At 46.8% G+C, this 25709-nt stretch carries 24 protein-coding genes and 1 rRNA gene; 11 read left to right on the top strand and 14 right to left on the bottom strand.

Annotation, left to right across the window (positions count from 1 at the left end; all coding sequences use genetic code 11):
* The 6 genes from F6X55_RS01760 to F6X55_RS01735 all read right to left on the bottom strand — a co-directional run.
* Positions 1-124 (bottom strand): 16S ribosomal RNA (locus tag F6X55_RS01760); the annotation flags it as partial.
* Between the two features lie 665 nt (positions 125-789).
* Positions 790-1896, bottom strand: a complete 1107-nt coding sequence (locus F6X55_RS01755) for a GntR family transcriptional regulator (RefSeq protein ID WP_153461728.1) — start codon at positions 1894-1896, stop codon at positions 790-792.
* A 178-nt stretch (positions 1897-2074) separates the two neighbouring features.
* On the bottom strand, positions 2075-5179 hold the full coding sequence (locus F6X55_RS01750; protein ID WP_153461726.1) for an alpha-mannosidase: 3105 nt from the start codon (positions 5177-5179) through the stop codon (positions 2075-2077).
* A 24-nt stretch (positions 5180-5203) separates the two neighbouring features.
* The gene (locus tag F6X55_RS01745) at positions 5204-6028 is read right to left on the bottom strand and encodes a carbohydrate ABC transporter permease (protein WP_026571341.1); all 825 of its coding nucleotides are present in this window, start codon (positions 6026-6028) and stop codon (positions 5204-5206) included.
* Positions 6029-6043: 15 nt separating this feature from the next.
* Positions 6044-6940 carry a carbohydrate ABC transporter permease gene (locus F6X55_RS01740; protein ID WP_237648582.1) on the bottom strand — a complete coding sequence of 299 codons (897 nt, stop codon included), beginning with the start codon at positions 6938-6940 and terminating at the stop codon, positions 6044-6046.
* 106 nt (positions 6941-7046) lie between these two features.
* A complete protein-coding gene (locus tag F6X55_RS01735; RefSeq protein WP_235162477.1) occupies positions 7047-8429 on the bottom strand; it encodes an ABC transporter substrate-binding protein in 1383 nt (460 codons plus the stop codon).
* A gap of 413 nt (positions 8430-8842) precedes the next feature.
* Between F6X55_RS01735 and F6X55_RS01730 the strand changes: the two genes are divergently transcribed.
* Positions 8843-9346 (top strand): sigma-70 family RNA polymerase sigma factor, encoded by a 504-nt coding sequence (locus tag F6X55_RS01730; protein WP_153461723.1) that lies wholly within the window; start codon positions 8843-8845, stop codon positions 9344-9346.
* A gap of 160 nt (positions 9347-9506) precedes the next feature.
* Here the strand turns inward: F6X55_RS01730 and F6X55_RS01725 are convergent, their stop codons facing one another.
* Both F6X55_RS01725 and F6X55_RS01720 read right to left on the bottom strand, forming a co-directional pair.
* Complete coding sequence (locus F6X55_RS01725) at positions 9507-9674, bottom strand: hypothetical protein (RefSeq protein WP_153461721.1); 168 nt, start codon at positions 9672-9674, stop codon at positions 9507-9509.
* Between the two features lie 512 nt (positions 9675-10186).
* Complete coding sequence (locus tag F6X55_RS01720) at positions 10187-10924, bottom strand: RDD family protein (RefSeq protein ID WP_235162478.1); 738 nt, start codon at positions 10922-10924, stop codon at positions 10187-10189.
* Positions 10925-11110: 186 nt separating this feature from the next.
* On the opposite strand from F6X55_RS01720, the gene F6X55_RS01715 reads away from it, so the two are divergent.
* Complete coding sequence (locus F6X55_RS01715) at positions 11111-12088, top strand: stage II sporulation protein M (RefSeq protein ID WP_153461719.1); 978 nt, start codon at positions 11111-11113, stop codon at positions 12086-12088.
* Here the strand turns inward: F6X55_RS01715 and F6X55_RS01710 are convergent.
* The 5 genes from F6X55_RS01710 to F6X55_RS01690 are packed head-to-tail and all read right to left on the bottom strand — an operon-like array spanning position 12069 to position 17087.
* Entirely contained in the window at positions 12069-13346 is a 1278-nt protein-coding gene (locus F6X55_RS01710) for a DUF58 domain-containing protein (protein WP_237648580.1), read from the bottom strand. The two genes, F6X55_RS01715 and F6X55_RS01710, sit on opposite strands and share 20 nt — an antisense overlap.
* A 31-nt stretch (positions 13347-13377) precedes the next feature.
* Positions 13378-14307, bottom strand: a complete 930-nt coding sequence (locus F6X55_RS01705) for an AAA family ATPase (RefSeq protein ID WP_026571333.1) — start codon at positions 14305-14307, stop codon at positions 13378-13380.
* A complete protein-coding gene (locus F6X55_RS01700; protein WP_153461717.1) occupies positions 14304-15446 on the bottom strand; it encodes a DUF4350 domain-containing protein in 1143 nt (380 codons plus the stop codon). Before F6X55_RS01700 ends, F6X55_RS01705 begins: the two co-directional genes overlap by 4 nt.
* A 20-nt stretch (positions 15447-15466) precedes the next feature.
* Positions 15467-16114, bottom strand: a complete 648-nt coding sequence (locus F6X55_RS01695) for a DUF4129 domain-containing protein (RefSeq protein WP_026771811.1) — start codon at positions 16112-16114, stop codon at positions 15467-15469.
* A gap of 52 nt (positions 16115-16166) precedes the next feature.
* The gene (locus F6X55_RS01690; RefSeq protein WP_153461715.1) at positions 16167-17087 is read right to left on the bottom strand and encodes a hypothetical protein; all 921 of its coding nucleotides are present in this window, start codon (positions 17085-17087) and stop codon (positions 16167-16169) included.
* Between the two features lie 428 nt (positions 17088-17515).
* On the opposite strand from F6X55_RS01690, the gene F6X55_RS01685 reads away from it, so the two are divergent.
* Together F6X55_RS01685 and F6X55_RS01680 are read left to right on the top strand one after the other, a co-directional pair.
* A complete protein-coding gene (locus F6X55_RS01685) occupies positions 17516-17764 on the top strand; it encodes a helix-turn-helix domain-containing protein (protein WP_051382133.1) in 249 nt (82 codons plus the stop codon).
* 81 nt (positions 17765-17845) lie between these two features.
* Positions 17846-18388 (top strand): competence protein ComK, encoded by a 543-nt coding sequence (locus F6X55_RS01680; protein WP_153461713.1) that lies wholly within the window; start codon positions 17846-17848, stop codon positions 18386-18388.
* A gap of 29 nt (positions 18389-18417) precedes the next feature.
* Here the strand turns inward: F6X55_RS01680 and F6X55_RS01675 are convergent, their stop codons facing one another.
* On the bottom strand, positions 18418-18915 hold the full coding sequence (locus F6X55_RS01675) for a DinB family protein (RefSeq protein ID WP_153461711.1): 498 nt from the start codon (positions 18913-18915) through the stop codon (positions 18418-18420).
* 194 nt (positions 18916-19109) lie between these two features.
* Here F6X55_RS01675 and F6X55_RS20155 point away from each other — a divergent pair, with 194 nt between their 5' ends.
* From F6X55_RS20155 to F6X55_RS01645, 7 genes are all read left to right on the top strand, one after another.
* Positions 19110-19439 carry an NAD-dependent epimerase/dehydratase family protein gene (locus tag F6X55_RS20155; protein ID WP_237648579.1) on the top strand — a complete coding sequence of 110 codons (330 nt, stop codon included), beginning with the start codon at positions 19110-19112 and terminating at the stop codon, positions 19437-19439.
* A gap of 20 nt (positions 19440-19459) precedes the next feature.
* On the top strand, positions 19460-19978 hold the full coding sequence (locus tag F6X55_RS20150; protein WP_237648578.1) for a Rossmann-fold NAD(P)-binding domain-containing protein: 519 nt from the start codon (positions 19460-19462) through the stop codon (positions 19976-19978).
* 204 nt (positions 19979-20182) lie between these two features.
* Positions 20183-21433 carry a hypothetical protein gene (locus F6X55_RS01665; protein WP_153461709.1) on the top strand — a complete coding sequence of 417 codons (1251 nt, stop codon included), beginning with the start codon at positions 20183-20185 and terminating at the stop codon, positions 21431-21433.
* Between the two features lie 195 nt (positions 21434-21628).
* Complete coding sequence (locus F6X55_RS01660) at positions 21629-22276, top strand: HD-GYP domain-containing protein (RefSeq protein WP_237648577.1); 648 nt, start codon at positions 21629-21631, stop codon at positions 22274-22276.
* Positions 22277-22531: 255 nt separating this feature from the next.
* Complete coding sequence (locus F6X55_RS01655) at positions 22532-24328, top strand: cation:proton antiporter (protein ID WP_153461707.1); 1797 nt, start codon at positions 22532-22534, stop codon at positions 24326-24328.
* 151 nt (positions 24329-24479) lie between these two features.
* The gene (locus F6X55_RS01650; RefSeq protein WP_153461705.1) at positions 24480-25013 is read left to right on the top strand and encodes a GbsR/MarR family transcriptional regulator; all 534 of its coding nucleotides are present in this window, start codon (positions 24480-24482) and stop codon (positions 25011-25013) included.
* 20 nt (positions 25014-25033) lie between these two features.
* Complete coding sequence (locus F6X55_RS01645; RefSeq protein ID WP_153461703.1) at positions 25034-25705, top strand: cysteine hydrolase family protein; 672 nt, start codon at positions 25034-25036, stop codon at positions 25703-25705.
* Positions 25706-25709 lie beyond the last annotated feature (4 nt).

Genomic DNA, 25709 nt, shown 5'->3' with positions numbered 1-25709 from the left:
ACCCGTCCGCCGCTCGTTCCACAGGCTTCACCCCGAAGGGATCTGCCTGCTTCCCGCGCTCGACTTGCATGTATTAGGCACGCCGCCAGCGTTCGTCCTGAGCCAAGATCAAACTCTCCATAAATGACTTGCACATGGATGTGCTGATGTCGATGTTGCAACAGGACGTTGCGAACTTAATCGACGATCATTTGATGCTTGCTCGTTCAAAAAACTAGCTTGTATATCTTGCTTGACATACTGGTTGTTTTGTTCAGTTTTCAAAGATCAAATTGTCTCTTGCTGCCTCAACGACAGCTTAACTATTATATCAGATTACTAGAATAAAGTCAATAACTTTTTGAAATGGATTGTTTGCGCTTCAAATAAGCAACTCAATTAATATAACATGAATAAGCTAGTGAAGTCAACACTTTTCCCCAATTTCAAAGTCGCAAGTTACTACAGCAACTTAATTAATATAACATGTGACAGATGAAAAATCAACACTTTCTTAGCTACGTTCAAATAAGAATGTTCTCGAATCTCTTTTCTGCCGCTTCCCTTTCTCGAAGGGAGTTATAAATATACCATGCACCAACGAAGAACTCAACCTTTTTCATAAGGTAATATTTTCCGCAATAGATCTTCCTATCCATCACTCTAGTAATACCTCACTGACTATACAAAAGTTGAATACTCTCCTTAAAAGGGAAGAAGCTGCAACAGTCAGGAAACAGGAAAACGGATAGAAGGAACCTCTACCCGTTTTCAACTGTTTAATAAGGAAAGAATTCGGCTAACTGATGTTCAGGAACTAGGATGCTTTACTTTCACATTCGCTGTCGTAGCGCCGATAACCAATTCTGCTGACAGCCTGTCTTTTTCAAAACCGGTTTCATCATAATACATATTCAATAGACGTTCGACAGCCAGCGTTCCCAACTCTGCTTCCTGCTGTTTCAAGTGGGTGACATTCCATTCAAGCTCATTCCATGGCGGACTGTCGAAGCACAAAACGGAAATGTCTTCCGGCACAGAAAGCCCCAATTGTTCCACCGCAGTCTTAGCCAAGACAGCGATATTATACTCAAGGGCAAACAAAGCCGTGATTTGCGGATGTTCTTTCAGATGTGTTTTAATCGATTCGATATCCGCTTCTTTGGAACCCAATGGTGTCGGGAGAGTACTTTTTAATGTTGAACACCATAAATCCCGGCTGACAACGACCTGCTTTTCAGCAAATGCCTCGACAATACCATCCAGTCTGTCCTCGATCGTGGTGGTTTCAAAGTTATCCGGAGCCAGTACACCGATTTGTTCATGGCCAAGCTCGAATAAATAATCGATCCCTGTTTTTGCCGCTTCTTCATTGGCTGTGGAAACCGACGTAGCCGCCACCCCCTTGAAGGAACGATCAATCAACACCAACGGAAATTCATCGACAACCATCCGCAATATTTCGGAGCTGTAGTGTTCTGCTTGAGCAGGAAAGACAATCAGGCCATCCACTCCGTAATCAAGCAGTTCCTTCACGATTCTTTCTTCCCTTTTTGGATCTCCTAAAGAGCACTTCAATATAAACAAACATCTTTCGTCGGCAGCTCTTTCGATTGCAGCAATCAAACCGCTTCCAAAACTGTCATCAAACGTGGTGACAATTAAACCGAATAATGGCTTATCCGTCCGCCGCCCGCCTTCCGATGTCGACTCGGATACAAAAGTCCCTTTTCCGCGCTGTCGATATACATACCCTTCATTCATCAACTTTTCCAAAGCCTTTTTGCTGGTGATCCGACTTACTTGAAAAGAGTCCGATAATTCTTTTTCCGAAGGCACCCGGTCTCCCGGTTTATATTTGGCAGCGATGATTTCCTGCTTTAACGACTCGTAAACCTGTTCATATAAAGACTTCATGTGGTCACCTCTGGGTATTAAGACCTTTAACATAATGATATACCATTTAAAACAAAAGGGCTAATCATCAGTCGCAGTGTTTTCCATTATTGGTGAATTCAGTAAGTCGCCCGTGCAAGAATCCCCCGCCCTACTACTTGCCAGTGGCGGGGGAAAAAGGAGACGTACAGCTTTTTTTCTATTTTAAATCCACTAGAAAGGTTTTGATTTCATAAGGCTTGATATCAAAGCGGAACGGTTCCTCCCTTTCTAAAGAAGATGGATTTCGTTCCATCAGGTCAGTTTCTTGCCAGGATACTATCTCATAATCGCTGACGACCTCGATTGTTCCCCTTGCTCCCGTATATTCATGAAGACGGACAACAATCCGGTCATCATCTTCCGCTTTTTTCACTGCGTCTACCATTACATGTTCACTATCCAGCCGGAACAACGATCGGGAGTCCGCCACTCCTGATTGGACAGTCAGTGGATTGTTTAACGCCCATGCCTGCTGCACAGTACCAGCTTCGCGCCAGTCTCCGTTATGCGGCAACAATGAATAAGTAAAATGATGCTCCCCCTGATCTTGCTCTATATCAGGGTTCATGGAACTTTTCAACAAAGTGAGCCTCATCACATTGTCTTTGATGTCATGTCCATACTTACAGTCATTCAACAGGCTTACACCATAGCCAGTCTCCGACAGATCGACCCACTGATGTCCCACCGACTCGAACCGGGCATAATCCCAACTCGTGTTCCAATGCGTCGGACGTTTCACATTGCCATATTGGATGTCATAGGTAGCTTCCGTGGAACGGACATCGACCGGAAAGGCCGCCTTCAGAAGCTGCTCCCGTTCGTGCCAGTCGACATCTGTTGCAAAATCGATGCGCGGGTTGTTTGCATAAACCATCATTTTCTGTTCAACAGTGGAGTCGCCGTAAGTCCATGCAAACCGGACAACTGCACGAACCGGCCCGTTTTCGATGACCTCACAACTGGACAGCTGATCAATTTCCCTCATCTTTTGCTGGTAATACAAGTCGATGTCCCAAGCGTCAAAACGCATCGGTTTGTCTTCAAATACTTGCAGGACATTGGCCCGTTCATCTGCAGCCAGCACCTGGCGATCGTACCGTTTATCAAAAATTCCGGTAAGCTGTCCGGCTTCGTTCCAGGAGATCCGATAGTACGGTGTTTCGATTCCATGCTCGCCAGATTGGAAAATAGACCGACCTTGAGCTGTACCTTTTTCACAGTGAATAGTACTCGTGCCAAGGGAAGGAATATTCTTCGCTTCTACCAGCCACTTTCCATCAGCAGTTGGTTGGGATTCCAGCACCTCCCCATGGTGGTTTTTCCATTCCAAGCCATCGCCGTCATATTCCACGACAACGACCTCATCACGTGAAAAGGAAGCACTGTTGAAAATGGTGAAGGTGTCTACTTCCGGATCGACCAATGTATTGGCGGCATCTGCCCAAGCCCTGTTTGCCAATTGTTCCGCTTCTTCATACTCCAGTTTGCTGTCTTCGTAAACCTCGCGGATCGAAGAACCAGGAATTATATCATGGAACTGATTACGCAATACCGTTTTCCAGCTTCCTGTCAGCGACTCAGCCGGATAACCCGACCAATTTTGAAGACGCAGGCTTTTAAGCGTGTTCAACCATTCCGTTTCCCTCAGCAGCAGTTCCATTTTGCGGTTCATCCGCTTATTGTATGCTTGGCTTGTGTACGTGCCCCGGTGATACTCCAGATACAACTCGCCATCCCAGGTGTGGACGTATTGGTCGGTCCCGTCGATGGTTTTGTGAAGACGCCGGAAGTATTCGTCGGCTCTCCCGGTTTTCACTTCCGGAAGACCCGGCATTTTATCCAGTCGCCTGCGCATCTCCAGCATTTCCCGATTGACGCCTCCTCCTCCGTCTCCATAACCATACGACAAAATCAGCTCCTGGTTGATATCTTTATCCCGGTAGGCTTCCCAGATGCCTTTCACCGTCCTCGGAGTGATTTTCCCATTATACGTATAGAACCAGCGGTTATCTTCGGGGGTGGTGATAAAATGTGTCAGGATTTCCGTTCCGTCTATGCCGCGCCATTTAAAAGTATCATGCGGCATTTGGTTGTACTGACTCCAGCTTATTTTCGTAGTCATGAAGGTCTTGATTCCCGACTTGGTCAAAATTTGCGGCAATGCCCAGCTATATCCGAACACATCGGGCAGCCATAAGTATTCACATTCCTTGCCGAATTGTTCCCGGAAAAAGCGGGTACCCAGCAACAGCTGGCGTACGAGCGATTCACCGGAGGTCAAGTTGCAGTCCGCTTCCAGCCACATGCCGCCCTCCGGCTCCCAGCGCCCTTCCTCGACCCGTGTTTTTATTTGTTGATAAATTTCCGGGTAATCTTCCCGGATATAATCGTATAATTGCGGCTGGGTTTGCAAAAATACATAGTCCGGATACTGCTCCATCAAGCGGAGTACGGTCGAAAAAGAACGTGCCGCTTTTTCCCGCGTATGTTTCAGCCGCCATAACCAGGCGACATCGATGTGGGTATGCCCGATCGCACGGACAGTCACCGGATAATGGTTCGGAATCGCCTCGACTGCCTTATTCAATTGTTCCTGTGCCTGATAAGCCGTTTCATAAAACGACTCGCTTCCCGGTTGAGACCAGTCCACAAGCAGGAATGCCGAATCCAATGCTTTTAGGAGCGCAACCCTTTCCGGTTGATTTTCATCTAAGTACTTTACCGTTTCAATGGCCGCTGTGGCCGTATAGTACAAATCATCCACCCGCTCATCCAACAAAGCGAAAAACGCCGTCTTCAACTGGTGTTCCTGAATGGTCCGCTTGCCGCCCCCTTCCAAACCGGACCAAAGCCGGAAACATAAATCGACCTTTCCGCCGGCAACAGATGGGGCGAAAAACACCTCCTGATGGTTCATGTCCACCCCTTGATAAGGGGAACCGTCTACGTAAAGCAATGACTCAAAACCGGAATTATGTCCTCCCCCGGTTTTACCGAAATCAAACACACCGACAATTTTCTGTTCCCGCCACTGACTTGGTATTTCCACTTTCGTTTTAAGCCATAAGTATTTATCGCGGCCCTGCCAGCGGTCGTGCAGTTTCATTTCCTGCCAATCCCCCTGAGCAGGCGGGCGTTCACCGACTCCCCCCTCCGGATCGAGTAACGCTTCAAATGAATGAATCGGCTGAAGATCGCGATATCGATAAGAATCTAACTCCTGAATCCGTCTTTCCAGCTTTTCGATTGTCCAAAACATTGCATACACTCCTTTTTGAAAAAATTATCCTTTTGTAGCACCGCCCAAGCTGAAGCCTTGAGACATAAAGCGCTGCGAAAACAAGTACAATATTACCGCCGGCAGTGTATAGATGATGGAAAAAGCCGCAAGCTTTCCATATTCCACCATGCCATAAGTGCCGAAAAATTGATAGATGGTGACAGAGGCCGGGAACTTATCCGGCGTCTGAATCAAAATGTATGGGACAAAGAAATTGCCCCAGCTCATGGAAAATGTAAAAATCGCAACGGTGCATATCCCCGGAATCATCAAAGGCGCCACCACCCGTCTGACCCCTTTCCATATCGATGCCCCGTCTACCCATGCGGATTCTTCCAACTCCGGCGGGACCGCATCCATGAAATTTTTCAGCATCCAGATTCCATACGGCAGACCGGAGGCCGTCAAAAACAGCATGGTCCCCACCAGGGAATCCTGCAGGTTCAAGAAAATGAACAACTGATAGACCGGTACCATGACCGCTGTGATCGGAAGCGAAGTCATAAACAGAATAGAATACATAAATGGTTTCTTGTATTTCTGCGTGTATCTGGAAAGCGGATAGGCCGCAATGACACCGACAATGACGACCAGAAGCGCCTGGCCACAGGATAAGAACAACCCGATAATGAATGAACGGATCGTTGCCGGCTCGGATAAAATGTCCGTGAAATTGGCAAGCGTGAACGAGTCCGGTATCGTAAGCGCCTGCTGGGCATTGGCATCAAACGAGGCAAACAGCACCCATAAAAGCGGAAGTAAAAAGCAAATGCCGATGATGGATAAAATGACATAAGGGATCGTTCTCTCCCATTTAAAACGATTCACATTGCTCCCTCCCCATTATATTTTCACTTTCATAGACCGGATGTAGAACAAGCTGGCAATGATGCCGATAATCAACAGCACCAAGGAAATCGCCGTTCCATAGCCTAATTGATAATTGACGAAAGCCTGGTTATACATGAAGATAGGCAGTGTCTGCGTCGACGTGCCCGGTCCTCCGCCTGTCATGGTGAAAATCAAGGTGAAAACACCAAGAGTTTGCAAGGTGACCAGGATCATATTCGTGACGATCGACCCCTTGACCATGGGCAAAATAATGCGAATCAAAACCTGAAACCGGGAAGCACCGTCGATGGTTGCGGCCTCCTCGATCGTTTTCGGCACATCGTCGAGCGACGCCTGGAAAACCATCATGGAAAACGCAGTCCCATGCCATATGTTGGCGATACACACACTGATCATCGGGAACGTGTACAGCCAGGTGACGGATTCCAATCCGATGGCATTGAGAATCATGTTTAACGTCCCGTTGTCATTCAAAAACGCCACCCAGCAAAAAGCAACGACAATCTCCGGTGTCACCCATCCGGCAATCACGATGATGCCGATCAGTCTGCGAAAGGTTGGGTTTTTTTCTTTCATCAATATCGCCAACAGGAAGCCCAAAATCTGCTGGCCGACGATTGCGGAAAGAAACAGGAAGACGATGGTTTTCATGACACTGATGCGAAAAGTAGGATCTTCGAACATGGAAACGAAATTTTGAAATCCGACAAATTCAATGTTCTGTGCCTGTGTTCCCGTCAATGCCAGGTTGGTAAAAGAAAAGTAGAACGTCAGCAGGATAGGTCCGATGAAAAAGACCAGCAACAATAGCCAGGAAGGAAGCAGGAACAAAACCGAACGCCAAGCGGTTGGATCCTTCTTCTTTTTGCCGGTTGCAGAAGAGCCGATTTGGTTCCGCTGGGTTTGAACATCTGCACGCACGTGAACACCTCTTTCCCTGGGAATGTGAATGCGGAGCTCCCTGCCGCAGCCTGCCGGCAGGGAGCAGAATCAGCTATTTGGTTGTAACCAAGTCTTCCCCGACAATTTCCGTTACTTCTTGTTTGTATTGCTCCGCCGCTTCTTCCGGCGTTATTTTATCGGAGACGACATTTTCGACAAGCGTTTGGATCACCGTGGAGACATTCGGATATTTGTCTACAGCCGGTCGGAAGTGGGTGTTCTCCAGGAAGGAGGATGCTTCCTCGAACATTTCCATCTCCAAATATTCCGGTTCCTGTGCCACGTCTTCACGGGGGGTCAGATTCCCGTCTTTCAGCTGTAGCTTCAGGTTGTTTTCTTTGGTGGAAGCGAGTTTGATGAACTCCCATGCGAGGTCTTTGCTGTCTGACTTGGCGGGAATCGAAAGTGCCCATCCACCGGACATCGAAGTCGTCCCCGGAGCTTCCCCATTCTGGGTAGGCATTGCCGCGAATCCGAGCGTATCGAAAGCTTCCGGCCACGGAGCAGCTCCATCCTCATGCCAGTTTCCGGTCTGCCAGATACCGTCCAGGCCGATCGCCAGCTTCCCTTGCGGCATCAATTGTTGATAAGCGACCGTACCACCTTGGCCGTTCAATACCTGAGAAAGCTCCGGTCCTAAGCCCTGTTCATAAACCGTATCGATGAATTTGAATGAATCCAGTAACCCGTCGCTTTCAACGATCCATTTCTGGCTTTCAGAATCATATAATGGATCGTCCGTTCCATAAAGCAGCATTTGGAATGTTTGCATCGAAGTCGCTTCTCCGGTTGCTTTTCCTGAATTCATCCAAAGCGGCACTACATCATCCGCCAGATTCTCTTTTACCGCAGTGGCAGCGGCAAGGATGTCATCCCAGGTTTTCGGTTCCCATGGCACTTCCACACCTGCTTCCTTTAGCAGTTCTTTGTTATACCAAAGACCGCGCGAATCGGTGTTATATGGTACGCCGTAAACTTTGCCATCCTGCGCGATGACGCCATTTTTCACGTTTTCGGTGATGCTGTCCCACTCATCCCAGCCTTCAATCCGTTCATCCAAAGGCTCTAAGTATCCAGCGCTTGCATCGGAGTTGACCATGAAGGTGTCCTCTGTGACAATGTCGGGGGCAGTATTTTCGGATTGCAGAAGCAGAGACACCTTGGCAAAATAGTCCCCTTCATTCACTTCCAAAGGCGCCAGTTTTACATTGACATCCGGATGTTCTTCCTCGAATTGCGGAATCACTTCCTGATTGAGCCAGTCCGTCAAACCTTTATTGGTTCCGCCGCCAGACCTGTACGTTATACTGATTTCTTTATCAGCACTACCGCCGTCTGTTTCAGAAGCAGATCCATCAGAACAAGCAGCAGCCATCAAACAAAACACCATCGCCATCATAAAGCCAATCATTTTTCTCCAAGAAAAAAACCTCATTGTCGATCGCTCCTTTTTATCAGAAATATCTTCCCAATCTAGGTAAGCGCTTACAATCCAGGTGAAAAAAGAAAGCTCTAGCTGCAAAAGTCTGTCTCCCGTTCGGATTCGGGCCACCGTCCTCCCTTCCAGATGCTAAGTTGGTATATACATACCTTACTTGATATATTTATATAGGTCAATATAATATTTATGAATTATTTGAATATTCTTTTTTAAAAAAGCCCAATCCTGCAAATCTCCTCTTCAAAGTGCAACTTTTCTACCGAGATTGATAATCGTATCCAAGGATGATTCCTACAGAACCCCTTCCCAAAAGCGCCCTTTCGTCACAGGAATCTTGAGCCAGTTACAGCTAAGATGGACGTACCGCGGAATAAACGATAAAGGCGCCTTTAGGAAACGAGGGCAAGTTGAACAAGATTCGCAATTTTGAAGATGTTTTAGCAGATTACGAGAAAATGATTTTTTACCTGTTGAATAAATGGAATATCCGTGATCCAGAAAAAGAATTCTATCAGGAAGCTACCATCGCGTTATGGAAGGCGTACGAATCCTATGATCCGGCGCGCGGTAAATTCTCCACTTATGCTTATTTTCGGATGGAAAAAGCATTGCTTAGCGTCATCCGCAAACAAACGCGTCAGCAGGAAAAACAAGAAAAATTCATAAAAATGGAAAAGGCCAATCCCGATCGAGTGGTCGTCTTCTTGCAGGAAGGAATCGATCCCTACTTACTTGCACGGCTGGAAGGAGTACTCACCGAAAAACAAATGACATGGTTCCAGTTATACGTCCTCGAGGATTTATCAGTCAAAGCCATTGCCCGGAAGGAACGGGTCACAACAGCCGCCGTGAAAAATTGGGCAAGAGCCGCCAAACCGAAAATCAGACGGGTGCTGCGTTCGGAGGATTGATCTTCATCTCGGGAGGAGGAGGAGTGATCCTCTTCTCCCGAGTTGATCCTCTTTGCCCCGGATTCGCTCTTCTTCCGGGCATAGTTGATCTTCTTTCACTGATTGTTGATCTTCTTCTCCCGAGTTGATCCTCTTTGCCCCAGATTCGCTCTTCTTCCGGTCATAGTTGATCTTCTTTCACTGATTGTTGATCTTCTTCTCCCGGGTTGATCCTCTTTGCCCCGGATTCGCTCTTCTTCCGGTCATAGTTGATCTTCTTTCCGAACGAGTTGATCTTCTTCTCCCGGGTTGATCCTCTTTGCCCCGGATTCGCTCTTCTTCCGGTCATAGTTGATCTTCTTTCCGAACGAGTTGATCTTCTTCTCCCGAATTGATCCTCTTTGCCCTGGATTCGCTCTTCTTCCGGTCAAAGCTGATCTTCTTTCCGACTAAGTTGATCTTCTTCTTCCGAGTTGATCCTCTTTGCCCCGGATTCGCTCTTCTTCCGGTCATAGTTGATCTTCTTCCACAAAATAACACACCATTCCCCAAAAAAATCCGGGCAGCAAATGCCGCCCGGATTTCCTCTATCCAAGATATTACTGTATTGCATAATAAAAAGCTATTAATGAAACAACGTTTATCAGGAAATTTTTTACTGGTCTCGGTACTTGTATAGGGACTATTTCCAGTAAAACTCCTACTATTATCCCTGCTAAAAATACTGTTCCTAACAGTTTCGCTAACTGTAATGCCATTCCCTTCATTTGAGATTGCATCGCGTCTTTTGCTGTTCCAGAGAATATATCCACCATCCACCCCTAGATTATATCGGAGATAGAGAAAGAGAATTAAATCTTCCTACCACTCAAACTCCCACTCATCCCGCAAAATCAGGTATAAGACCAGGAGGATGTTCTCCAATTCTCTTATATCTTTTTTATTTTTATCAATGCCGATTTTAGGCAGCAATGCGGCGGTCATTTGCTGGGTCAGCTGATATCGTTCCTCTATCGGAAGCTGGTGGAAGCGTGCGGCATAGATTTTCAGCAAATCCCATTCTTTTTTTCCGAGGGAACGGATTGTCCACTCATCCAGATTCAAATCGTTTTTGCTAAGTCCCCTGCTTTCGACTTCTTTTTCGATGTTTTTGGCCTGTTTTTTATTTTTCCCTTTCCTTTCATGCACGACAATCGTGCCGGCCACGATATCGCCGAGCCGCTTATGGCGCGGATGGAAAAATACCAGAAGCATGCCGAGCAAGTAGCTGGCTGGCAGCATATCGACAATGCGCATTAAATTGCGAATCAGGCTGGATAGCCAGGTAATGCTGTGTCCGTTGTCCTGGACGACTCTAATCCCCATCAACCTTTTGCCGATTGTTTTTCCACCAAAGAAAAATTCCGCCACGAAAAAGTAGCCCCAGTTCAATAAAAAGACGACAATGACTGCAATAGCCAGCGGCATGGTCGAACCTGTCACGCTCGCAATATTGCCGATATTGGCATAATCGAGTAAGAACACCAACAGAATGATGAGCAAATTTACCACCGTCAATATCAACTGATCGATGATCAAAGCAGCGGCCCGACTTCCCAAACCTGCTGTCGTAAACTGCAGGGAGACGTACTCCGGTGTTTTAATGTTTACCTGTTCTTGATTGTTGATAAGGACCTCCCCCTTTCTACAAAAAAATAAGCGATGGACGGTTTCTATTTATTTACAAGATTATTATAATAGAAACAAAGACTGCGGTCGATTGGACCGTCAATCAGAGGTGAACCCATGCAAGTAAAACAATTCGTCAAACAACACCGTGAAGAATGGAAGCAACTGGAGGATCTAGGTACCAGGCTCCATAAGCGGAAACAAACCAACGGATCGGATATCGACCAATTTCACCAGCTCTATCAAAAAGCAGCCCAGCACTTATCCTACAGCCAGACCTACTTCCCATCCGACGAGGTTACTGCTTACTTGAACGGGCTTGTGTCAAAATCGCATAACATCCTTTATAAAGACCAAACCTCCAGCGGCAAACAGATCCGGCAATTTTTCACTACCACGTTTGTCGGGCTTCTCCTCGAGCAGTGGAAAGCCGTCGTGGTCGCCATGCTCCTGTTCCTGCTCGGTGCTTTGGCCAGTTTTCTTGCTGTGGCTGACGATCCCATGCATTTGTACGCCATCCTCCCGGCAGACATGGTGCAAGGTGTCGAGCCCGAACAATTGGGCGAAGGAAGCAATTCCGTGGATTCGTCTTATATGTCGGCGACCATCATGACCAACAACATCCAGGTGGCCATCCTGGCTTTTGCCGGAGGGGTCACGTTCGGGCTGTTGACCGTTTATTTACTCGTATACAACGGCTTTATCGTCGGTGCCTTGGCTGCCCTGTTCTGGCACTACGGAAAATCCTATGAATTCTGGGCGTTTATCGTTCCGCACGGTATCGTTGAACTGACCGCCATTTTTATAGCCGGGGGCGCGGGCTTGCTGATGGGGTATAAGTTGTTCGTCCCAGGCAACTTTTCCCGCGGCTGGCAGTTGAAGCAGCAGGCAAAACGCTCGGTGATGCTGATGCTCGGAACGGTACCGCTGTTCATCATTGCCGGCATCATCGAAGGCTTTATCACGCCTGCCGCCCTCCCCTTGGAAGCCAAGTATGCTGTGGCCGGAATTACCATCGTTGGATTGGCCGCCTATATAGTCATCGGCAAATTGCTGATGAAGCGGCAGCCGGAGGCTATAGCAATCCTCGATTGATCACGTCCATGTATTGAGAAACAGCGGAGGCCGCCAGTCGGTCTTCCTCCGTTTCCACAAGGGAAAGGCCTTGCCTTTCCCATTTTGTTTTTTGCTGTTTTGTATATAAAAGCTGTTTCTGTGCAATGCTTTTCACCATCGCATGCCGTACATCGTCAGATGACTGTTTCGCTCTTTCCCGCATGGTTTCATCCTCGACGCCGACCATGAAAAACAGATGGCGCTGACGCAGCCGTTTCAAATACACCAACCCACTCTCTTCCTGTAAAAAGGCAGTGACATCTGAAAACAGCAAAATCATGCTGCGTTTCTTCTGGGCCGTCTGTAAGTACTGTAAAACCGCTGCGTAATTCGACTCACTGGCTTCCACCTGCAAGTTGTAAATAGCATGCAGGATCGTTTGCAAATGGGCCATCCCTTTCTCAGGCGGCACATACACCTGAATATCCTTGGAAAATCCGACAACAGATACATGGTCTCCGTTTTGCAAGGCAGCGGCGGCGACTGTCATCGCAGCTTCCAATGCTTTTTCCAGACGGTTTCCCGTTTTAAGCTCCGCCCCCATCATCCTGCCGCAATCGATCAAAATCGCGACATACTTGCCGTGCTCCGGTTCGTACTCATTGGTCATGACTTCTTGCAGCTTAGCGGTTTGACGCCAATTAATCATTCTCGGATCATCTCCGACGACATAACTTCTGATTTTATCAAATTCACCCTGTCCACGCTGCCGCTTGCGGATGGTCATCCCTTCATACAGCAAAAATTGCTGCGCACCTTCTAAATATTGTTTCGTGGCAGTCAGATCCGGGATGACACGGACTGTATCCGCCAGCGCCGGAGTGACTTGTTTTTCCCACAGCCCCAGCGTTCCTGTATACCGGACGTATAATTGATCGATCAGGTACTTTCCCCGCTCAGTGGCTTTCGTCGAATAGTCGACATGGACAGTGCTTTCCCCTTCTATCCGGCCCGTCAAGGGAAACGGCCGCTCGAAAACTGCCGGTATTCGGTCAATCATACGGAAGCCTGCCGATCGTTGCGAACGGTTTTCTACCTGAAGTGTAATCGTGTATCGAATGCCCCGCTCCATTTCCTCCGGTATTTCCCGGCTGAACGACAACTCTCTTTTCCCTGGTGACAGCAATAGATCAAGCAGGCTGACAACCAAGAACAGCACATTGCACACGGCCAGATAAATCCAGGCCATCCCGCCGATTGCCAGCAGCGTCATCGCCAGTGAAAAAATAGCATACAAGCCTAACAGCCGCCTGGTAGGCAAAATTCCTTTATCTCGGAACAGCAACCGACCCAATAAGTTCTTGAATGACCTGGTCAACAGTCGCTCCCTCCAATTCTACGTGCGGGGCTAATTGAATGCGGTGCCGCAGTGCAGGACGGGCCACCATTTTGACATCGTCCGGCGTTACATAGTCTCGATCCGACAAATACGCCCAAGCCCTGGCAGCTTTGCCGATGGAAATCGCCGCCCGCGTACTGGCACCAAAACGGATCGACTCGTTCTCACGTGTCCTTCTGACCAGTTCCATCGTGTAATGCAAAACCTCGTCGCTGATTTTGACTTGCTCGATTTCGCGGCGGATGGCCAAAAAAGTTTCAATATCCAGCAGCGCCTCTGCCTCCTGCCGGGCAGGCCGATCCTCCAAAGCCTGTTTGACAGCCATTTTTTCTTCCTCTAACTCTGGAAAAGCAATGTCCAGCTTGAACAAAAACCGATCCTGCTGCGCTTCCGGCAATGGGTAGGTCCCTTCGTATTCAATCGGATTCTGCGTGGCTACCACGAAAAACACTTCCGGCAGCTGATAGGTCTCGCCCTGGATCGTCACCTGTTTTTCTTCCATTGCTTCCAGTAGCGCAGCCTGGGTCTTGGCCGGCGTACGATTGACTTCATCCGCCAACAGGACATTGGTGAAAATCGGTCCTTTCAGCGTTTGAAAGTTACCATCCTTCATGCTGTATACCATACTGCCGGTAATATCACTCGGCAACAGATCCGGCGTGAATTGGATCCGGTTGAAGTCCCCGCCGACAAGCTTCGCCAGTGTCCGGACCATCTGGGTTTTACCGGTCCCCGGAACACCTTCAATCAACACATGTCCCCCTGCCAGAACGGCCGATAAAAGCAGTTTCAAATTGGTCCTCTGTCCGTATATGTATCGTTCATAGTTTTCCAATAAAGCGGTCAGTTCTGTTCTCATCTATCTTCCACCTCTTCCCTTAATCGATCAATTCGTTTCGACCATAGTAAATATTCCTGTTTGCTGAGATTTTGTTTCCCGACTACTTCTGCCAATCCCTCGACATATTCCCGGATTTCTTCTTCTGGTATATACCTGGCTTTGCTGCTCAGTTTATCTGCCGCCGTTTTCCAATCCCCATTCCAAACAATCCCCCGCCGTTCCAGCAAAAGCTGCTTTACATAGTCGGCTTGCGTGACGAGGGAATCGTGGTAATAACGACCTCGCTGATACCAAGCTGCAACTGCCTGGATTTGCTCGTCGCTGAATCGCACCGATTCTTCCCTCGGAATGTCGATCGGTCCGAACCGTTTGCCGCGGTACCAAAGCCACAGAATCGTGAGTAACAGCGCCTGCAGCGCCAGTACCAAAAGCCACTTCGGATACAGAGTGGTGACGCCTGCTGCATTTTCGCCAGCGTGGACATACTCATCAAACAACAAGCTGCTGCCATCATTGATTGCTGCAGCACTCAACAATTTAGTCAAAAGTGCCGCATGGTCGTTTTCTGTTATCAACCGGTTCATGGTCCAATCGGGGGTTAGGGAAACAACTAGCGCTCCGTCACCGAGTTTTCGCTTCAGCGCCAACGCTCCGGCTTCATCTTCCAGCAATACTTCGTCGGTATCTCGCTCCTGCAACCGAAAAACCGAAGAAACCTCCGCTCGGTATTCCTCTCCGTCCAAATCGTTCAATGTCGTCGTACCTGCAGGATCCAGCATTTGCTGCCTTGTCTGTATATCGAACAGGCCATCCGGGTTGTTCATCCATAACATCAAGGTATTTCCCGCTTTCACGAATTCCCGGTATGCGTCCATTTCCTCTTGATCTGGCATGAAAGACGGTTCTATCATCAGCAGCATGCTGCCGTGTTTTCCCGAAGGCAAGCGTTCGGGAGACGCAGACCAACGCCCCGCCGTCCCCCGCTCATTTTCCAGATATGTGTACATTGCTTTTGTACCGGTAGGTGACGGAGAAGTGGAAAGATACGGCGGGTATTCCTCAGGTTGTTGACCTTGAATCACATAACTGAGCCCGACAAACAACAAGAGAAAAGCCGCCAGCCATAGCCAGGTGTTTCGGTATGATAATTTACGCAAGCTTGCTTCCTCCTTCTCCGCTACCCATTCTTGCCGGCAGGGTGTTCTGTTGAACGCAGCCAGTGCATCGCCTGGCGGCGGTACGCTTCGTACTCTTCTTGTTCTAAATGCCTGTTTCCATAGGTGACTTCTTCGAAAAGCAATGCCAGCTTATAAAATTGCTCCGCTTTTTGCTGATCGCTTTTCTGCAATTCTTCATAATAATCCCAGTTGGTTTTCCAAATTCTCGCCTCCAGCCATTCCCGCTCATGAAAATATAAAAGCAGGGCGAGAAATAAATGGCGGGCGGCTGCAGGGTAAGCAGCTTCTCCCTCAAGTTTCCTAACCTCGGACAGATGACGCCCGTATGACCATTGCCGCTCGTCCATTCCCTGCAAGGGGGCGACATCGCGGAATGCCTGCCGCCGCTTGACCCTGCCGCTCCATAAGACAATGCCGATCACCAGGCCGGCCACCACGACGACAATAATCAACAGCAGGACGGCATCTGCCGCCCCGCTCGATGGAGTGAGGGAATTAAACCAGTCACTAAGATGGTCGGCCACCCATTGTTTCGCTTTTTCCCACCATGCCTGCAGGAAGTTTTTCGACTCTTCCTGGTATGCTTGGTATTCATCCTGCTCGAGGATCTTCTCCAGCTCCCGTTTAGCATTTTCGTTACTTGCCATTCCCTATCACCTGCCTGCTGCCTTCCCAATCACTGCTTGATTGTGGTTATCATCAACGGAACTGCTGTTCATCCTGGTAATCATCGAGCATTTCCTGTAAATCCTCGCCACTGTTGCGTGTCTTGCTATCCAAGAACATCACCGAATAACCGACAGCAAAAATCATCGACGTAATTAGTGAAAATAAATTGACGAGAATGGTAAAAAGGACACTCGCTCCAAGGGCGATGCCAAAGATTGACTCCACGGCTGTATTAACGACAGCCGTAATCAAATACAAAATGAGATACAATCCGAAAAGCTTCCATGTCTGCTTGCGAGTCAAATTCCAACTGCGGGATAAACCCGGCGACTCCTTATCCAGGACAGTGCTTCCAAGGTAGAAACCCCAGCGAGTAGCCAACAACCCCACCCCGAGCATCAGACCAAGCATGAAGACGATGATGAAAATGATTCCGGTGACTGGTTCGATAAAGGCACCGGCCATACCGCCGATAATGATGATGATCAGGGGCACAAAAAACAGTGCAAATAGAATGACCCCGAATAACAGGCTGCTGCCCAAAATCCCTCCGAACCTTGAAAATGCCTGTTTAATCACAGAGCCGACTGTATATGATTCTTCGTTTTTAATATGATTGATGGCGAACAGGATCGCTCCATAAGCCACCGCCGTCAAGATCATGGCGATCAGTCCGACGAATAACGTGCTGATATCCTCCCCTAACGATGTCGTCTCCACATTGCTCTGATCGAAGGTGGCGATCAACTGTTCAAGCCAAGTGTCTCCACTCTCGAATTCCCGGAAAAAGCCACGTCCGGAGAGCAGTTGGACAATCGCCTGCAATAAGAAAACCGGACCGACGATAATCAAAAAAATCATGAAAAATTCCGCAAAGCGGTTTTTACTCAATCGAAAGGTTTGATCAAGAATCTCTCCAAACCCTTTCGGCTTCCTGAATTGTTCGTTCATATTACATTCCTCCAATAAACTCATCTTTCAACATACCTAACGACTATTTTAACATTGATAGGGGGATTAGCGAACAAACATTGTAAATTTTTAGAATTGATTTTACATACCTTTTCAATGATTTGACCATTCATTTCGGATCCAAAAGAGACGCTTTCCGATTGATGTTCAAATGAGCATATGAAACGCATAAATTCCAGAGCGACCAAGGGCGGACGAATATGTGAGCGATACTGATCATAGTCGTTTGGCTAAAATAAGGGGACTACGGGAAAGGACAAATACCCAATAAATCTGCCTGAAACAACGAATTATCGCCTATTCCACCAACTTCCTCTCCCAAATCCACCAATTTTTTCAAAAAAGTTACTATAGGACCTTTATTTTTCCAATTTATAGGAAGATAATAGAAAAAAGGAGGGTGAGCAATGAAGGAAAAGCAAGTATTTAGACAACTGCTAGGAAAACGCTTGAGGCAAAGACGGACAGAACGTAACATGACTCTGCGTGAATTGGGGAACATGGCCGATTTGGATGACAACTATATCGGAAAAATTGAGCGCGGTCAGAAGAATCCTTCTGTCTACATTATTGTAAAGCTTTGTGATCCACTTGATTTGAATCTCCATTTCTTCCTCCATGAGGTCAAAGAAGATATGAATTCGGAGGTTTTCTGAAATTGAATGAAAGCGTATTCAAATTTTATTCTTGCTTCATCTATGGTTCAGCACAAATTTTATTCAAGGAGTGTGTTATAGATGGAAAAAGTACAAAAGGATTACAAAATCAACAAACAGACGATGGCCCTGCTGACGGCATGCCAGTTGGAATATGAAACGATTGTAATGGAACGGAATCGTCAGCTTTACATAAAGAGGCCACCGCTGCAGTTGATCAAAAATGCTTGTCTCAATGCAGGCTCCTCTTATGACGGACGCCGTTCAGCAGTGATCCATCATACCGGTTCGAAGAAAAAGGTGCCGATTCCGGTCAGTCCAGAAAATAACATCTTTGCCTTTCCCACCTGTTCTCCCGATACTATTCCCTGCCACTGGATCTTTTTAGAACACATCTTCGACATCAAGTCCGCCCCGAAGAAAGAAGAAACTGCTGTTCAATCCATCATTGTTTTCCATAACGGCATGCAGCTACGGTTGACGGAATCCAAGCGGGTTTTGGAAAAGCAATTCCAACGTACCATGTTTGCCAACATCAAGCTTTCAAGCCACATGAGTGCTGCACAGGAAATCGTACAGGACCATAGTTTTGATCCGCCGGAGGAGCTATCTCCACCATCCTGAACAGCTGATCGAACAACCACGTTCACTGCTCATAAATATTTATCCATATCGGCGGGCGTCAACAAATCCGTATCCACCGGAGTGTAACCAAGCTGCCGGGCCATCGAGACGATTTGGCCCTTATGGTGGAATTCATGGGTTACCGTATGGGTGAACAACCAGAGGGCGGAAAGACGTTCCTCCTCTTTTTGCCATGGTACAGAGCCGGTTATCTGCAAAGAGTAGTCTTGTTGATAGAAAGTTAAAAACTCATCGACAAGCTGATCTACCAGCCTGAATTGTTTCCGCATTTCCGGGACGTTCGTGATTGTTTCCGGGTCGGCTCTTCTTCTGTCTTTTTTCAGGGCAAAATGGCCGAGCCACGCCTGGTAACAATCCGCAACGTGGACATGCAGCGTCCGGATCGATCCCCAGCCAAAGCCGTTCAATTCCTTTGTATAGTCTTCGGCTTCAAGCTGCTCACAAAATGCAAATGCATTTTCTCTGGTTAACCGGACAAGTTTATACTGTTCCTTCAAAATGGACATAAAAGTTCCTCCTTTAATCGGATTCGACTCGGAATACTCAATAAAATTGTACTGTATCCTCCAGGGCTGTTCCATAACAATTCACAAGCATTTCTGCAAATAGTATATTGGGACTAGGGAGGAAATGCCTGATAATGTTATGCATGGCATGCATTCAGAACGCATTCAACTTATGGGAGAAAGAGGGAATTATGATGAAAAAAGCCTTGATTTTCGGTGGCACCAAGTTTTTCGGAATCCATTTAGTCAACCAGCTGCTCGATAAGGGGTATCATGTGACCATTGCCACCAGAGGGCAAACACCTGATCCGTTCGGAGACTCGGTGCGCCGTGTGGAGGTAGACAGAACCGATAAACAAAGCCTGGCCCGCGCATTCAAGCATGAAACATGGGATGTCATCTATGACCAGATTTGTTTTTCGTCTCAGGATGCGATGACCTCTATGGAAATTTTCAAAGGAAAAACCTATAATTCACTTCGTCTCTGTCTGTTTACGACATGGAGCAGATTACTCCTCCCGTAACAGAAGAAGATTTCGATCCAATGAAAGAAAACCTGATTGTAGCCGGCAGTGACGCGTTCAGTTATCAAGAGGGAAAACAACAAGCCGAAGCTGCTTTTTTCCAGCATGCTCCCTTCCCGGTCACTGCTGTTCGTTTTCCTATAGTGCTTGGCGAAAATGACTATACCGGACGTTTAGCCCTGTACATAAAAAAGATCAAGTATCACCAGGGTGTTTACCTGGATAATCCCCAAGCAGAAATGAATTTCATTTCCGAACAGGAAGCAGGGCATTTTTTAGCGTGGCTTGCCGGCATGCACATTGCAGAACCGATCAATGCCTGTGCCACCGGTGTTGTATCCCTGGAAGGGTTACTGAATCAAATTGCCGAAATTACCGGACAAGGGGTCGTTTACTCGGATAAAGAGTCGGAATCTCCGTACAATATCCCATCCACATGGACAATGAGCAATGAAAAAGCCGAAGGCCATGGATTTGCTTTTTCCAATCTGCAAGACTGGCTGCCAAAGCTGATCGAGAAATTGGCAGTACAGGTTTAACCGCCAAAAAAGCCCGACATTTCCCATGGAAAGTCGGGCTTTTTTGATGCGCATGATGTGTGCAAGCATGCGCCTTTTCATCCGCTCACCTGGCGTTTTGCCTTATGTGGACTAGCAAGCCGGCGTTTACCTTCTCGTTAAAACGGAAATACCAATTAATAACGTCCTACCGAATGAAACCTAGACAGAGAAGGAGTTACCGCCATGGACAGCATTCACCCATCCAGACCGAGTGCCGACCGCCAGGACACACACTTGGAGACGGAGCTGGAGGAACAGGATACAGACAATCCCCAAGCAGATATCACATTGGGACTGGTTCCTTCTCCCGATTTACCAGAGTCTATCGCTAACAAGCTGGCGGCAAGTTTGCCAGATTATCTAAGCCGCTATGTGGATGACCAGGTCACCTGGGAAGTGAAAACAGTCACCGATCCGCTGACTGGCGCCACAGCTGATTCGGATGAACTTTTAGAGGAAACATCCCGTTCCAGAGAACGCTTTGGATGGGATTATGCCATTAGTATCACGGACTTGCCCATCTTCCTGGATAAACGGCTGATTGTAGCCGAAGCCAGCCAAAATCGATGCAGCGCCTGGTTATCCCAGCCCGCGCTCGGTGCAGCGCCCATCCTTCACCGTGTAGAAGAAAGCATTTTACAATTAACCAATGAGATGTATTATGGCAGTTCTAATGAAGCCCGGGAAAAGCAACAGGAAAAATTCAGACGAAACCATAAAGACAACAAAAAGCTGAAAATCAAAAATGCAAAAGATCTTTACGGGAAAAGACTGTTTGAACGATTGTCTCCGATCCGCAGAACCACGCCGGATGCCGACTATGATGTCGATGTCCGCTACACAGTCGAGTCGAAAATATACGGAGGCTGGCGCATGTTGACCGGCATGGTCCGAGCCAACCGGCCTTATACCATTTTCCCGGCCTTCAAACAGGTTATTGCCGCAGCCTTCACATCCGGTGCCTATGGCCTGATTTTCCCGACACTATGGCAGTTAAGTAACGCATTGGAAGGTTTCCGGTTAGTACTACTAATGTTGACCTCCATCACCCTGCTCTCCGTATGGATCGTCGTTGTCCATGGTTTATGGGAGAACACCGTTGATGCTAATTCACCTTATATTGCCAGACTGTATAATGTAGCAACAGTATTCACATTGATGGTCGCTGTTATCATGTATTACGTGGCACTATTTCTGTTGTTCTTTCTGGCTGTGGTCATCTTTGTTCCGGCCGATATCCTTGAATCCCAAATAAATGATGAAGTGGACTTCTCCAATTACATTACGCTGGCCTGGCTGGCATGTTCTGTCGGTACCTTTGTCGGGGCATTGGGAGCCGCACTGGAAAGCGAAGATACGGTGTTGAACACCACCTACGGTTATCGACAACGACGCCGTTATGAAGAAAGCCGGGATGATGATAATAATGAATGAAGAGACCGTTCTCTATGAAAGGAGAACGGTTTTTTATCGGTGATCATGAAAGAGACAGGATTTGTATAAAGATGAAGTCTGACAAAAACAAAGCTTTCTCGAACTCTATGGTTATCTTATACCCAAGCTTTAATTGTTTGAATATTCTGGTTTTATAGCTATAATAAATGTATCCCCTTCTGAGAGGCTGGTTGGATGATAAAACGTACCCCAGAAACGTTATTTGAAGAAATAGCCCAGGATAATGAGGTTTTGCAATTATTCCGTAATCATTCCTTGCGTGTCATGTACTTATCCACCTTATTGGCCAAAAAAGCAGGCTGTTATGATGATGATTTACGGATCGCCGCCTTTTTACACGACATCGGAAAAATTGGAGTTGCAAAAGAAATTTTGTTGAAACCGGATAAATTAACTCCTATGGAAAAGACGATAATTGAAAGCCATGCCCATATAGGAAATGTCATTGTACGAAAAGAATTAGGAAAATGGAGAGCTGCCAGATTTATCAGAGATCACCATGAGGACTGGAATGGAACAGGGTACCCCCGTGGGCTGATAGGTGAAGAAATTTCTATCCAGGGTAGAATAATAAGAATTTGCGACACATTTGATACCATGACCTATGATAGAAGAGATTACAGAAAGCAAAACATGTCTCATCAAGATGCTTTTGACGAATTGCGCCGATGCTCTTGGTCGCAGTTTGATGGGAATTTGGTGGAAGAATTTGTTTCTATGTTGAAGGAGCTGGAACTCCCTCCAAACTGGTATGATACGTTCCATTATCCTTTTTTCGAGAAATTATTTTCGAAAGTCCAAAAACCGACAGACATTTTATAGCAGTTTTTATAATCCGGAAACATCCACCCAAAAACAGGTCCGCTTGCTCATATCCTCCAGAAAAAATCACGCGGGATTTTCCCCTGTAACATTCTTTAAAGAAAAAACGCTATTCATCTATTGTTTCTATCAGGTATAATAATAACGTTCAGACAGCAATTCCATCATCCTGCAGGAAGCTATACCTGCAGGATGTTTTTACGAAACGACTTTTTGAAATGACTATTCATTCAGGTTAAGAGGTGTTCTACATAAATGGAAAATATCGTTCTAGTTAGTATTGTCATTATCCTAGGAATCGGCATTTTCTCCCAATGGCTGGCCTGGCGCATTCAATGGCCATCGATCGTGATCATGTCGATTGCCGGATTGCTGCTCGGTCCGATTTTCGGCCTGTTCAATCCACAGGAAGCATTAGGCAATCTGTACAGCCCTTTAATTTCTTTGGCTGTCGCCATCGTGTTGTTTGAAGGAAGCTCCAGTCTCGATATCCGGGAAATCAGGGGGATTTCCAAGTCTGTCTTCCGCATCGTGACATTCGGCGCATTCATTGCCTGGATCGCCGGCTCGCTCGCTGCCCATTTCATTGCCGGCCTCAGCTATGAGGTCTCGTTTATTATCGGCGGCTTGTTTGTCGTGACAGGTCCCACTGTCATCATCCCTTTGCTGCGGAATGCCAAATTGGCTCCACGTATTGCTGCTGCGCTCAAATGGGAAGGAATTATTGTCGATCCATTCGGCCCGTTGCTGGCACTGTTTGCTTATGAGGTCATCAAAGTTTTGACCATCGATTCGCTGCAATTCGACTATTTGTTAAAATTTTTCTTCAGTGCGCTGATTGCAGTTGTGTTCGGCTATGCAATCGGCATGGCCGTCAGTATCATGATCAGCAAAGGGATCTTCCCGGAATACTTGAAATCGCCGATTATGCTGGCTTTTGTTTTGATCTGCTTCACGGCAGCCGAAGTGATCATGCATGAAACCGGGATGCTGGCGGTGACAGTGATGGGATTGACGCTCGCCCGGACGAAACGGTATGTCTCTTCCATCGGCAATATCAGTCACTTCGTCGAAAACATTTCGGTCATGCTCACATCAACGATTTTCATTTTGCTGACCGCTTCCCTCTCCCGGGAAACAATAGCCGAGATTTTCACGCTTCCAATAATCGGATTTGTCGTCGTGATGCTGTTCCTTGTCCGTCCCTTATCGATTTGGCTATCGACAATCGGGACCGAATTGACGCTAGCAGAAAAAGGACTGATCGGCTGGGTGGCTCCACGAGGGGTAGTCGCTCTGACGGTTTCGGGGTATTTTTCGGCATTGTTGATGGAAGAAGGGCATCAGGGAGCTTCCCTGTTGACCACGTTAACGTTCGCTCTTGTCTTTATCACCGTGTGTGCCCACGGATTCACGCTAAGACCGTTAGCCAAAGCACTGGGACTGGCCAACGACGCAGCCCCGGGCATTCTCATCGTCGGTGCCAGCAGCTTTTCAATCGCTTTGGCTGAATACCTGCGGAAATTCGATATTCCCGTGTTGATCAGTGATTCCTCTGCTGGGCGGCTTCAAGGCGCCGTTTCTAAAGATATCCCCGTTCATCACGGACAGATTCTTGCAGAGCACACGCAATACGACGTGGATTTGACACCTTATGAAACCATCCTGGCGATGACTGGCGACAGTTCTTATAACGCACTGGTCATCCAGTCGTATGCACCGGAATTCGGTTACAACAACACCTTTTCGTTGCCAAGCAGGAACAATTCCGACGATGAAGAACAGGTGGACAAGTCACACCGTACCCATCTGTTATTTTCCGAAGATGCTATTTTCACCGAGCTAAACCGGAAAATCAATACAACTTATTCATTGCAAACAATCTTCATTAAAGAAAAAAACAAAGTTACGAGGGAAAACCTGCCGGCCGATGTAGTACCGCTCTTCATCAAAAAGGAGAAGGACGGCGTCGAGCTGATCAGCCTGCGAAAAAAGTTCATGCTGGAAGAAGGCGATCAGCTGGTGGTGTTGAAGGCGACAGAAGGAAAGTAAATAATTGAGAATGTAACAGCAGAAGTGAACGCACTTCTGTCTTTTTTATGGTCTTTATGACCATGAGCATTTGACATTTTGTTTAATTTATTTAAAATAAATTATATAAATTGATTTTATTGTATAAATTGAATTAAAAGGAGGCGAAGGAATGACAGAGGAAATGCAACAATTGGAGGATGCCCGTGATGTGATGATCAGTGCTATCGCTCAAACAATGGTCATTTATGGTGTAACCCCTTCTGTAGGCCGAATCTATGGGTTGTTATATTTTTCAGATCAGCCCTTGACCCTAGACGAAATCAAAGACCAGGTAGCCATGAGCAAAGCAAGTGTCAGTAACGGCATTAAAGATTTATTGGAAACCGAAATGGTGACAAAGGTATGGAAGAAAGGTAACCGGAAAGATCATTACATTGCTGAAAAAGATTTTCTGAAGAATTTCCTAACTTTCTTTGTCAAAATGCTGCGGATGGAGCGAAGCCTAATCAGTAAAGCAATCGAACAAACTGAGCCAACCTTCTCTCGCATAGCTGATAAAGGCAGTCAAAATGAGATTAAGGACATGGCGGCAAAAGACTTAAACTTGATTACTGATTCTAAGCAATATTTAGATTGGGTGATGCGTCTAGCCAACGCCATGGAATCTGGAGAAATATTCAACTACTTTCCCAAAAGCAACTAATAGACAAAGGAGTTTTTATTATGAGCATCGAAGAATCAGCTCTCGTTCTAATCGACCTACAAAAAGAAGGAAACTTCGGTTTGGAAAGGATGGACAAAGCAATCCGCAATACACAGGAAGTAATCCAAGCTTGCCGCGAAAATGGCATTCCGATTATTTATACTAGGCAAATCAATCGTGCCGATGGAATTGGGCTCTCAAGACAGGAACCGCTTAAGGAGGATGGCACTCCCTTCTTCTATGCATCCAACACGGAAAACATTGAGATTGTGGAGGAAGTAAAACCCCTCGAGACCGATATAGTTATCGATAAACACCGATGGAGTGCCTTTTTTGATACAAATCTAGATATAATTTTGAGAAGTATGGGAGTCAAAAACCTCATCGTTGGAGGAGTAGTGACAGATGGCTGCCTACTGACTTCTGTTTTCGATGCCTATTTCCGTGACTATAATGTTCACTTGGTCAAGGATATGTGCGCTGCGTCAAATGAAGGAGCACACATGGCCTCCTTAATGATTATGGCCAACTGGGTATATAACCTGAAAGTCTATAACACACCAAAAATTATCCAACAAATCAACGGAGATGGCGTTAATTGTTGGGAATCAAACGAGGTGGATTCTTTGCAGTTCACACCGGAAAATATGAGACAGCAATTTGCCAAACTACCACAAGATAAAGGAGAATAAATTT

The sequence above is a fragment of the Sediminibacillus terrae genome, assembly GCF_009602435.1.
GTDB classification, from domain to species: Bacteria; Bacillota; Bacilli; order Bacillales; family Amphibacillaceae; genus Sediminibacillus; species Sediminibacillus terrae.
Note: the sequence above shows the minus strand (reverse complement) of the source record. Positions and strands in the feature narration are given on the sequence as shown.

Excerpts from the sequence above, each read along its gene's own strand:
- F6X55_RS01705 (WP_026571333.1), bottom strand. The coding sequence starts at position 14,307 with ATGAGAACAGAACTGACCGCTTTATTGGAAAACTATGAACGATACATA.
- F6X55_RS01645 (WP_153461703.1), top strand. The coding sequence starts at position 25,034 with ATGAGCATCGAAGAATCAGCTCTCGTTCTAATCGACCTACAAAAAGAA.
- F6X55_RS01675 (WP_153461711.1), bottom strand. The coding sequence starts at position 18,915 with ATGTCCATTTTGAAGGAACAGTATAAACTTGTCCGGTTAACCAGAGAA.
- F6X55_RS01715 (WP_153461719.1), top strand. The coding sequence starts at position 11,111 with ATGCAAGTAAAACAATTCGTCAAACAACACCGTGAAGAATGGAAGCAA.
- F6X55_RS01655 (WP_153461707.1), top strand. The coding sequence starts at position 22,532 with ATGGAAAATATCGTTCTAGTTAGTATTGTCATTATCCTAGGAATCGGC.
- F6X55_RS01650 (WP_153461705.1), top strand. The coding sequence starts at position 24,480 with ATGACAGAGGAAATGCAACAATTGGAGGATGCCCGTGATGTGATGATC.
- F6X55_RS01690 (WP_153461715.1), bottom strand. The coding sequence starts at position 17,087 with ATGAACGAACAATTCAGGAAGCCGAAAGGGTTTGGAGAGATTCTTGAT.
- F6X55_RS01665 (WP_153461709.1), top strand. The coding sequence starts at position 20,183 with ATGGACAGCATTCACCCATCCAGACCGAGTGCCGACCGCCAGGACACA.
- F6X55_RS01680 (WP_153461713.1), top strand. The coding sequence starts at position 17,846 with ATGGAAAAAGTACAAAAGGATTACAAAATCAACAAACAGACGATGGCC.
- F6X55_RS01695 (WP_026771811.1), bottom strand. The coding sequence starts at position 16,114 with ATGGCAAGTAACGAAAATGCTAAACGGGAGCTGGAGAAGATCCTCGAG.
- F6X55_RS01725 (WP_153461721.1), bottom strand. The coding sequence starts at position 9,674 with ATGACCGGAAGAAGAGCGAATCCGGGGCAAAGAGGATCAACCCGGGAG.
- F6X55_RS20155 (WP_237648579.1), top strand. The coding sequence starts at position 19,110 with ATGAAAAAAGCCTTGATTTTCGGTGGCACCAAGTTTTTCGGAATCCAT.
- F6X55_RS01660 (WP_237648577.1), top strand. The coding sequence starts at position 21,629 with ATGATAAAACGTACCCCAGAAACGTTATTTGAAGAAATAGCCCAGGAT.
- F6X55_RS01750 (WP_153461726.1), bottom strand. The coding sequence starts at position 5,179 with ATGTTTTGGACAATCGAAAAGCTGGAAAGACGGATTCAGGAGTTAGAT.
- F6X55_RS01735 (WP_235162477.1), bottom strand. The coding sequence starts at position 8,429 with ATGAGGTTTTTTTCTTGGAGAAAAATGATTGGCTTTATGATGGCGATG.
- F6X55_RS01755 (WP_153461728.1), bottom strand. The coding sequence starts at position 1,896 with ATGAAGTCTTTATATGAACAGGTTTACGAGTCGTTAAAGCAGGAAATC.
- F6X55_RS20150 (WP_237648578.1), top strand. The coding sequence starts at position 19,460 with ATGAAAGAAAACCTGATTGTAGCCGGCAGTGACGCGTTCAGTTATCAA.
- F6X55_RS01685 (WP_051382133.1), top strand. The coding sequence starts at position 17,516 with ATGAAGGAAAAGCAAGTATTTAGACAACTGCTAGGAAAACGCTTGAGG.